This is a genomic window from Volucribacter psittacicida (genome assembly GCF_004339025.1).
Lineage (GTDB): Bacteria > Pseudomonadota > Gammaproteobacteria > Enterobacterales > Pasteurellaceae > Volucribacter > Volucribacter psittacicida.
The window spans coordinates 715440-724385 of record NZ_SMFT01000001.1 but is presented as its reverse complement, the minus strand read 5'-3'; the positions used below and the strand labels follow the sequence as shown (position 1 = coordinate 724385).

The 8946-nt window shown below is 34.6% G+C and carries 10 protein-coding genes and 1 pseudogene; 1 reads left to right on the top strand and 10 read right to left on the bottom strand.

All coding sequences use genetic code 11. From position 1 onward, the window contains the following. Window positions 1–75: pseudogene (locus EV694_RS03285) on the top strand (IS1595 family transposase); the annotation flags it as partial. A gap of 665 nt (window positions 76–740) precedes the next feature. Here the strand turns inward: EV694_RS03285 and EV694_RS11105 are convergent. The 10 genes from EV694_RS11105 to hisC form a co-directional block, all read right to left on the bottom strand. Beyond that, window positions 741–857: an IS1/IS1595 family N-terminal zinc-binding domain-containing protein gene (locus EV694_RS11105; RefSeq protein ID WP_424580040.1), complete on the bottom strand. Its 117-nt coding sequence runs from the start codon at window positions 855–857 to the stop codon at window positions 741–743. A gap of 130 nt (window positions 858–987) precedes the next feature. Beyond that, on the bottom strand, window positions 988–1605 hold the full coding sequence (gene hisIE / locus EV694_RS03280; protein ID WP_132689149.1) for a bifunctional phosphoribosyl-AMP cyclohydrolase/phosphoribosyl-ATP diphosphatase HisIE: 618 nt from the start codon (window positions 1603–1605) through the stop codon (window positions 988–990). Between the two features lie 23 nt (window positions 1606–1628). Continuing rightward, on the bottom strand, window positions 1629–2402 hold the full coding sequence (gene hisF, locus EV694_RS03275; protein ID WP_132689147.1) for an imidazole glycerol phosphate synthase subunit HisF: 774 nt from the start codon (window positions 2400–2402) through the stop codon (window positions 1629–1631). Continuing rightward, a complete protein-coding gene (gene hisA / locus EV694_RS03270; RefSeq protein WP_207859778.1) occupies window positions 2384–3133 on the bottom strand; it encodes a 1-(5-phosphoribosyl)-5-[(5-phosphoribosylamino)methylideneamino]imidazole-4-carboxamide isomerase in 750 nt (249 codons plus the stop codon). Before hisA ends, hisF begins: the two co-directional genes overlap by 19 nt. Window positions 3134–3156: 23 nt before the next feature. Then, window positions 3157–3753 (bottom strand): imidazole glycerol phosphate synthase subunit HisH, encoded by a 597-nt coding sequence (gene hisH, locus EV694_RS03265; protein ID WP_132689142.1) that lies wholly within the window; start codon window positions 3751–3753, stop codon window positions 3157–3159. 14 nt (window positions 3754–3767) lie between these two features. Beyond that, a complete protein-coding gene (locus tag EV694_RS03260) occupies window positions 3768–4421 on the bottom strand; it encodes an MOSC domain-containing protein (protein WP_132689140.1) in 654 nt (217 codons plus the stop codon). Window positions 4422–4433: 12 nt separating this feature from the next. Next, entirely contained in the window at window positions 4434–5471 is a 1038-nt protein-coding gene (locus EV694_RS03255; RefSeq protein ID WP_243645960.1) for a PDDEXK nuclease domain-containing protein, read from the bottom strand. A 67-nt stretch (window positions 5472–5538) separates the two neighbouring features. Beyond that, complete coding sequence (hisB, locus tag EV694_RS03250; RefSeq protein ID WP_132689138.1) at window positions 5539–6627, bottom strand: bifunctional histidinol-phosphatase/imidazoleglycerol-phosphate dehydratase HisB; 1089 nt, start codon at window positions 6625–6627, stop codon at window positions 5539–5541. 15 nt (window positions 6628–6642) lie between these two features. Then, complete coding sequence (locus EV694_RS03245; RefSeq protein ID WP_132689135.1) at window positions 6643–7872, bottom strand: hypothetical protein; 1230 nt, start codon at window positions 7870–7872, stop codon at window positions 6643–6645. Window positions 7873–7893: 21 nt separating this feature from the next. Then, the gene (gene hisC / locus EV694_RS03240) at window positions 7894–8946 is read right to left on the bottom strand and encodes a histidinol-phosphate transaminase (RefSeq protein ID WP_132689133.1); all 1053 of its coding nucleotides are present in this window, start codon (window positions 8944–8946) and stop codon (window positions 7894–7896) included.

Below are 8946 nucleotides of genomic sequence, written 5' to 3'. Positions count from 1 at the left end.
GAATGCGAGTTTCGGTTTAACTTTGGGACACCTTCTCAGCAACTTAAAATCTTGAGAAAATGGTGTGGAATTTAAGGCTAATCTACTTCAGCCCCATAATTTTTCAAATTATTAGCATTTATTTTCATTCATAAAAACCTTTTATAAGCATAATCTTAGTTTTTTTGATTGATCAGTTGTAGTTAATTACTTTCTGTTTAAATTTTCTGAATAATTCAACTCAATCGATTTGTTTCTTTTTCAATATTTAATTCCGTATGCTTTTTAAGGTAATAATATCTTTCATAACATTTCATGATAGCTAGCATTACCCTTAATTCTTCGTATTTATAAGGAAAATAACTTTTTCCTTAACCGATATAATTCTATATATGACAATAAATATCTTTTTTATAGTCGTTTCAATTTAAAATGAGATAAGGTGGGTGTAGAATATAATGCAAGTACGGTAATTCCTACCAGCTCTGTATCATTTTTAAGGTAAGGAGACTATATAATTTGATGATAAATCATTTTCCCTGTAAGTTATCTATTTACACTAAAATACCAAAATCTAATTTAAAGAATTGTTATCTATAATAATATTTAATTAAATAAGTTGGCATAGGTAAAATTAAGGTATTTTTTGGGGATTTATCGATATATATTTAGATTATTTTAATAAAGCATTGATATTTAATAGGAAGCTCTTTATACTTCTGTTATTTCTTGAGAATAATGAAACCAAATTTCAGTAGGATTTAATTTTTTTGAAAGGCAAAAACTTTATTACAATGATTACATTTATAGCGTTGAATAGTATTTTTCTTTCCATGTTTGTGGATTGAATTATTTTGACAATATAAATAATTTTTTATTCATTTTCAAAAAGTAGGTTAAGCCTTGTAGTATAAGGCATTAACCCACTTTTTTACCACATTTTTGTCCATTATATCTAAAACTCACAGCACTTCAATAATATCAGCATTAAAACAACGAAATATTCAGTTATTTTGCTTGATGACGTTGTTTTAACTTAGCGATTACATCAGCCCAGCTCAGCTCCGCATCTTGTAAGAGTACAGTAAGATGATAAGCCAAATCTGCTGCCTCACAAATGGTTTCTTCTCGATCTTTTACGGTCGCCGCTAAGGCGGTTTCAACGCCCTCTTCACCAACTTTTTGAGCGATGCGTTTTGTGCCTTTTGCATAGAGTTCCGCCGTATAAGAACTGGCTGGATCTGCGCCTTTTCTTGTGGCAATTAAACGCTCTAATTTACTAAAAAACGTCCAATCTAATGTATTTTGTTGATTGAATTGATGAAAACAGCTTTCTGCTCCAGTATGACAGGTTTCGCCAATAGGTTTAGCTAAAATTAATAAGCTATCTTGATCACAATCTAAGCTCATATCCACCACATTAAGAAAATGCCCTGAACTTTCGCCTTTAGTCCATAAACGTTGTTTGGTGCGAGAATAAAAAGTTACTTTTTTCTCTGTTAAAGTTTTGTTTAATGCCTCTTGGTTCATATAGCCTAACATCAATACTTCGCAAGTATCTACGTTTTGTACAATCACAGGCAATAAATCATTAACTTTTTGCCAATCAATTTGAGTTATATCCATTGTTGTATCCTATTTTGAAATGATTATTGACGTACTATTACACCTTGCTCCGCAAGATAATCTTTTAATTGGGGAATTTGAATGATTTGTTTATGAAACACGCTTGCCGCTAATGCCCCATCAACCTTTGCCTCCACAAAGGCATCACGAAAATGCACCATTTCTCCAGCGCCACCTGAAGCAATCAACGGAACATCACAAACGGCTCTCGCTTGTTTTAATTGCACTAAATCATAACCTTGTCGCACGCCGTCTTGGTTCATCATATTAAGGACAATTTCGCCCGCCCCTCGTTGTTGCACTTCTTGTAACCAGTCCAATAATTGCCAGTGAGTTTGTCGAGTACGAGATTCATCGCCAGTATATTGGTTGACCCAATATTTCCCTGTTTGTTGTTCAAACCAACTATCAATACCTACCACAATGGCTTGTACGCCAAAACGCTCCGCTAACTGATTAATTAAATCAGGATTGGCTAATGCTGGCGAGTTAATAGAAATTTTATCCGCCCCAAAGGCAAAAATTTGCTCGGCATCTTCAATCCGTTTAATGCCTCCAGCCACACAAAAAGGAATATCAATGACTTCAGCAACTTTAGCCACCCAGCTTTTATCCACTGTACGCCCATCGCTTGAGGCGGTAATATCATAAAACACTAATTCGTCCGCACCTTCTTCGGCATAACGTTGTGCTAACGGTACAATATCACCAATAATTTCGTGATGACGAAATTGCACCCCTTTAACCACTTGCCCGTTTCTTACATCTAAACAAGGAATTATGCGTTTTGCCAACATTCTATCGCCTCCCTTACGCTAAATTTGCCCTCTAATAATGCTCGCCCAACAATTACACCAGCAACCCCTGTATTTTTTAATGCCGCAATATCAGCTAATGTCCCAATTCCCCCTGAAGATTGAAATTGAATCGTGGGAAATTTCGCACAGAGTTCTTGATACAAGGCGACATTTGAGCCTTGTAATGTCCCATCGCGTGAAATATCGGTGCAAAGTACGTGTTTTAAACCAAAAGTGCGGTAGTTTTCCACCAAATTTTCTAAACTCAATGGACTGGTTTCTTGCCAACCTTTGATCGCCACCCACTTTTGCCCTTGTTCAATGCGAATATCTAACGCTAACACAAATTTATCCGCGCCATATTTACTAAACCATTGCTTAACTAAATCGGGATCGGTTACCGCCGTTGAGCCAATTACCACACGATTTGCCCCCACCGCCAGTAAGTCAGCTACATCTTTTTCTGTGCGAATACCGCCACCAACTTGGATATTGGCTTGGGTTTTTTCAATAATTTTACCAATTAAGGCGGTTTGTCGTTGTCTAGGATCTTTTGCTCCTGTTAAATCTACCAAATGCAACTGCTCTGCACCCTGTGCCAAATAATTGGCAAATTGTTCAATAGGGTCATCGGTGTAAGTCGTTTGTTTCGCATAATCCCCTTGATGTAAACGCACTACTTGTCCATCAATTAAGTCTAATGCTGGGATAATTAATGATTTTTGCATCATTTTTCCTTATCTATTCCTAAAAATTAAATATTTTCCACAAAATTACGCAACAACATAGCCCCAACCTTACCTGAACGTTCAGGGTGAAATTGCACGCCATAAAAATTGTTTTTTTGTACTGCCGCCGAAAATAATTCGCCATATTGGCTTGTGGCAATGGTGTATTCATTGGGCAATACTGCATAACTATGCACAAAATAAAAATAACTTCCTTGTTTAATTCCCTCAAATAAAGGATTATCTTGAGTAAAGTTCACTTGATTCCAGCCCATATGCGGTAACGGCAATCCCTTATGATTGGGTAATAACCTTGTTTCAACAGGCATTATGCCTAAGGTATCTACATTCCCCTCGTAAGAATATTGGGTTATTAATTGCATACCTAAACAGATCCCTAAAATAGGTTGGGTTGTCTTTCGAATTAATTCAATAAGTTGTCGATCTGCTAAATTTTTCATTGCTGCCGATGCTGTTCCCACTCCAGGCAATAATAGTTTTTCTGCTTGCAAAATTTGTTCAGGCGAACGGCTAATTTCCGCTGAATAACCTAACCGATCAAAGGCAAATTTTACCGATGAAAGATTGGCACAACCTGTATCAATAATAATGATTTTTGCCATTTTCTATCCTTGTCTTACTTAATTTTGGCTAATTGTGATTGTAACGAACGTTTAAATGCCGCCGCGAGTACATCACAAGCTAAGGCTTGTTCTAATGATTGTCGATCTGATTGAGTTGATAATAAGCGATTTAAATGGCGAATAGTTAAAGCTGGATAAGGGCGATTTAACAAAACAACTTCATCACCTTGCCGAATAGTCCCCGTTTGGATAACCCGCACATACCAGCCCGTTAAGCCCGAATTAAATACCGTACGTTGGGTTCCCTCATTATTGGTATTTTTAGATAAACGCTCACAAGGTTTTCTCGGTTGAGACACTTCAAGCACCACATCACCAATTTGAAAACGATCGCCCACACAAACATTATCTTCATTTAAATCAGAAACCACAAAATTTTCACCATAAATAGCGGTATTATCATAACTAAAATTTTCGGCTAACAGCTGATTTAACTGAGTAAAACTGCGATCCGCCATAAATAATAAGGCTTTATCAACACCGCCATGATGTTTTGTCAACGCTACTTCATTACCTTCTGCACCCAATTCGTGGATAACCACTTGGCTAACAGGCTGCTTACGAATTGCCGTTTCATAAATTGAACCATCGGCAAAGGTTAATGTTTGCACTTTACCAATTTTAATCACTAATATTTGAGCCATAATTATTCCTCAATGTTAAATACCATAATAGGCTTGTTGTTCTGCTACTTTTTGTTGGAAATTTTTGATTTCTTTCTGCATTTCATCTAATAATAGCTGTTCTGATGGTAAATAAAGCTGATATTCACTAGCAAAAATTTGTTTTTGATTATCAGGTAAACTAAATTTAACAACAGTATCATTCTTATCCGCACAAAGTAAAATTCCAATTGTTGGATTTTCGTGTGGTAATTTTTCTATACGATCAAAATAATTCACATACATTTGTAATTGACCTAAATCTTGATGGGTTAATTTATGTGTTTTTATCTCTATTAATACAAAGCATTGCAACAAACGATTATAGAAAACAAGATCCACAAAAAAATCGTCGCCATCTAAATGCAAGCGTTTTTGTCTTGCGACAAAAGAAAAACCATTACCTAATTCGAGTAGAAAATCTTGTAAATGAGTGATAATTGCTTTTTCTAAATCTTTTTCATAATAATCACTTTCATATTTCAAACCTAAAAACTCTAATACCATAGGATCTTTAATAATCTGTTTGGCATCAATAGGTATAGCTTCATTCCTTGCCATTGCAAGTAAGGTATGACGATCATTGCTTAACAACAATCGTTCATATAACCTGCTATGAATTTGTCGCTCTAATTGACGGGAACTCCAATTATTTTTAGCCGTTTCGGCAATATAGAACTCTCTTTTATGAGGATCATCTATCCGCAATAGCATTCTATATTGTGTCCAATTTAATTGCGATCGCAGTGCGTTCGCAATTGGAAACATACGATAAAACTGCCGACACAACTCTAATTGTCGCCGTCCAAATCCACTTCCAAATTCAGGTTCTAATTGCTTAGCAAGGTAAATAATTAAGTAACTGCCATAATCCGCTCTTTCTTGCCTCTGTTGCTCTTGCTCAAAAATGCGTTGTCCTATATGCCAGTACATCAACACTCGCTGGAAATCAATAGCACGGACGGCATTTTCTCGTGATTGTTCAATTATCTTTTTTATGTCATCAATAAGATGCTGATTAGCAATTTTCATCATTATTTATGTCCTCATTAAGGTTCACCTATTTTCTCACTAAAAATACCGTCAAAATCTACCGCACTTGCTACAATACCCCTTTTGAACTTGGCAACTCATCTCCTTCAACCCGAATAGCTTGTCTTAAGGTTCGTCCAAATACCTTAAACAAACTCTCAATTTTATGGTGATCATTCTCTCCAGTGGCTTTTAAATGCAAAGTAGCTAATAAACTAAAAGCTAAAGATTGAAAAAAATGTTCAGTCATCTCGGTACTAAAATCTCCCACCTTTTCTCGTTTAAATTTTGCCTTAAATTTAATAAAAGGGCGACCTGATAAATCTAATGCACATTCTGCTCGGCATTCGTCCATCGGTAACACAAAACCAAAACGAGCAATCCCTCGTTTATCGCCCAAGGCTTGTTTTAACGCTGTTCCCAAAGCCAATGCAGTATCTTCCACCGTATGATGTTCATCAATATGCAAATCCCCTTTGCATTGCACATTCATTCGGAAACCGCCGTGGGTAGCAATTTGATCTAACATATGATCAAAGAAACCCACGCCTGTACTAATTTGATTGACGCCTGTTTCATCAAGCCAAACCTGCACCTTAATATCCGTTTCTTTAGTGGTACGCACCACTTCGGCATAACGTGGCTGACGATTTTCAGAAAGTGCGGTGGATTTTGGCAATAATTTTTCCACAATCAACGACCAATTAAGTTTTTCTGGGTGATACTGCAACCCTTGAATACCTAGATTTTCTGCTAACTGCACATCGGTAAGACGATCGCCAATCACAAAACTCGCTTGCGGATCAAAACGTTGTTGTGAAATATAGTTATGCAATAATTTCGTTTTCGGTTTACGGCATTGGCATTGATCTTCTGGCTTATGGGGACAAATTAACACATCATCAAAAATAATGCCTTGTGAATTAAATATCGCCATTAACGCATTATGTGGTTTATCAAAATCCGCCTGCGGAAAAGAGGCTGTGCCTAAACCATCTTGGTTACTTACCATAACCAAACGATATTTTTGTTGCAACTGCAACAACGCTGGAATAACCATAGGTTCAAGTTTTAATTTTTCCAAACTATCGATTTGGAAGTCGGTTTTAGGCTCATCAATTAATGTACCATCACGATCAATAAATAATGTTGGTTGCATAGTTTTTCCTTCTTTTTAATTGTTTTTTATTGAACAATCTGGGTTAATATTTATGGGTAAAAATTCATAACTAACGATATTTTTATCAAATTGATTATTTTCCCATATAGGTAAAGCAATAATGGCATTATCCTTTTCTCTATATAAATCTACAATCTGTATTCTTGCTTTTTCATTATATTCATTAGAGTTATTCTCTTTTTTCAACTTTGATTTATACTTTTTCTTTAATTCTTCTTCAGAATCACCATTGACATTCTTTATTAATTTTTCCATATGCTTATTTAAACTAGAATCAATGATCATATCAACATATCCATTCTTATTATTTTTGCAAAAAATATTTACACTCAAAAAATCATAACTAGCAATAACTTTAGAGTAATAGTTTTTAATTTTATCATTACTACTATATTTATTAATAATATTTATAAAGTTAGGTATAAAAGTAACAATGGTAAAAAAAACAAGAAATAATTTAATTAAATTAGAATCTTTTATACTAATTCCTAAATTATCATTGTCATTATTTTCTGATATATCATTCTTAACAAACATAATGATTAGAAACATAGATATTAAAAGTGAAAGTAATAAAAAATAAGAGATTAATAATATAGCAACAATATTTACTTTAAATATAGCTTTGGACTCACTTATACTTATAGCAGATAGAAAATTATAGACTTCTTCATGAGCATTTGAGTTTATTGATGGTTCTATCATAGGGTAAATTAAAAAAGAAAAAATAAAAGGCAAAACACCTTGAATATATTTATTCTTAAAAAAAACAATAACACTCTCCATGCAGTCAAAATTAATCTCGCTAAACAAATAAAAGAAAAACTTAAAACAAAAGAAAAAAAATAAAAAAAACATAAAAAAACAAAGAATAAAAAATTCAAAATATTTATAAAGCAAATCAGGAACTATAGGTTTAAGCAGTATAAAAATAGTAAATTTAAGAAAAATATATAACCATAACGTTATGGTTATATAACTTAAAATATTGGTTTTATAGTTTCTTTTCTTATATTTTTTTACTAAAAAATACTCCAGCCATATAAACAATATCAATAATAACAATAATAAACTTACATATTTGTACTCAATTATTATTAGTATTATATGTTTTACAACTGGTATAATTATAAAGATAGCTATTATTAGTATTAATAAGAATACAAACATCTTAACTATTATAGTTTCTTTATTATTATCCTTTGATTTCTCTAAATTTCCCATAACATTTCTCCAATAATTAAATCAAAATGTGTTTAATATACTAAACAACAGCATCATCTCTTCTGCCGTCCCCACCGTAATCCTAACACAATTCTCCAAGCCTAAAGCATTATGTTGATCACGCAAAATAATCCCTTGTTGCCATAAAGCCTTAAACACCTGTTGACCCTCTTTAAATTTCACCAAAAGGTAATTTGCTTGGCTTGGGTAAACTTGTTCTACAATGGATAATTGCTGTAATTGCTCCGCTAACCATTGGCGTTGCTCCAGTACATCTTGTACTCGCTTTTGCATTTGTTCAATGCCCTGCGGGATAAGTGCCTGTGCGGCAATATCTGCCACAGGTACTGGCAACGGATAAGGTGCGATCACTTTTTGTAAGGTTGCGATTAACTCTGTATTGGCAAGGGTAAAACCACAACGTAAACCTGCTAAGGCAAAGGCTTTGGATAAGGTACGAATAATCGCCAAGTTAGGATAATTTGCTAGTTCGTTAGCTAAGGTAGCTTGCGGTGCAAATTCAATATAAGCCTCATCAACCACCACAATGGCTTTATTTTGCGTTATAGCTAATAAACGTAGCAAATCCTGCCGATTAAGCAAGTTACCCGTAGGATTATTCGGGCTGCATACAAACACCACTTTGACTTTTTCTAAATTTTGCTCAATATTTGCCAAATCTAGCTGAAAATCAGCAGTTAATGGCACAATTTTACGCTCAATTCCGCAAGTTTCCGCACTTACCGCATACATACCATAGGTAGGGGGACAATATAAAATAGCCTCGTCATTTTCACAAAAAGCCCGAATAATTAACTCAATACTTTCATCACCCCCTCGGCTCACTAACACATTTTCTGCGGCGACACCAGCATAGCGTGCATAATTATCAATTACCGCTTGCGGTTGCGGATCAGGATATCGATTAAATTGGCGTTGGCTTAAATTAAAATCTGGCGATAAGGCATATTCATTTGCATTAAGCCAAATATTACCCTTTCCGCCTAAACGGCGAGCGGATTGATAAGGGGTTAACGCTTGGATATTTTTTCTTGAAAGTGCTGAGATAGTCAT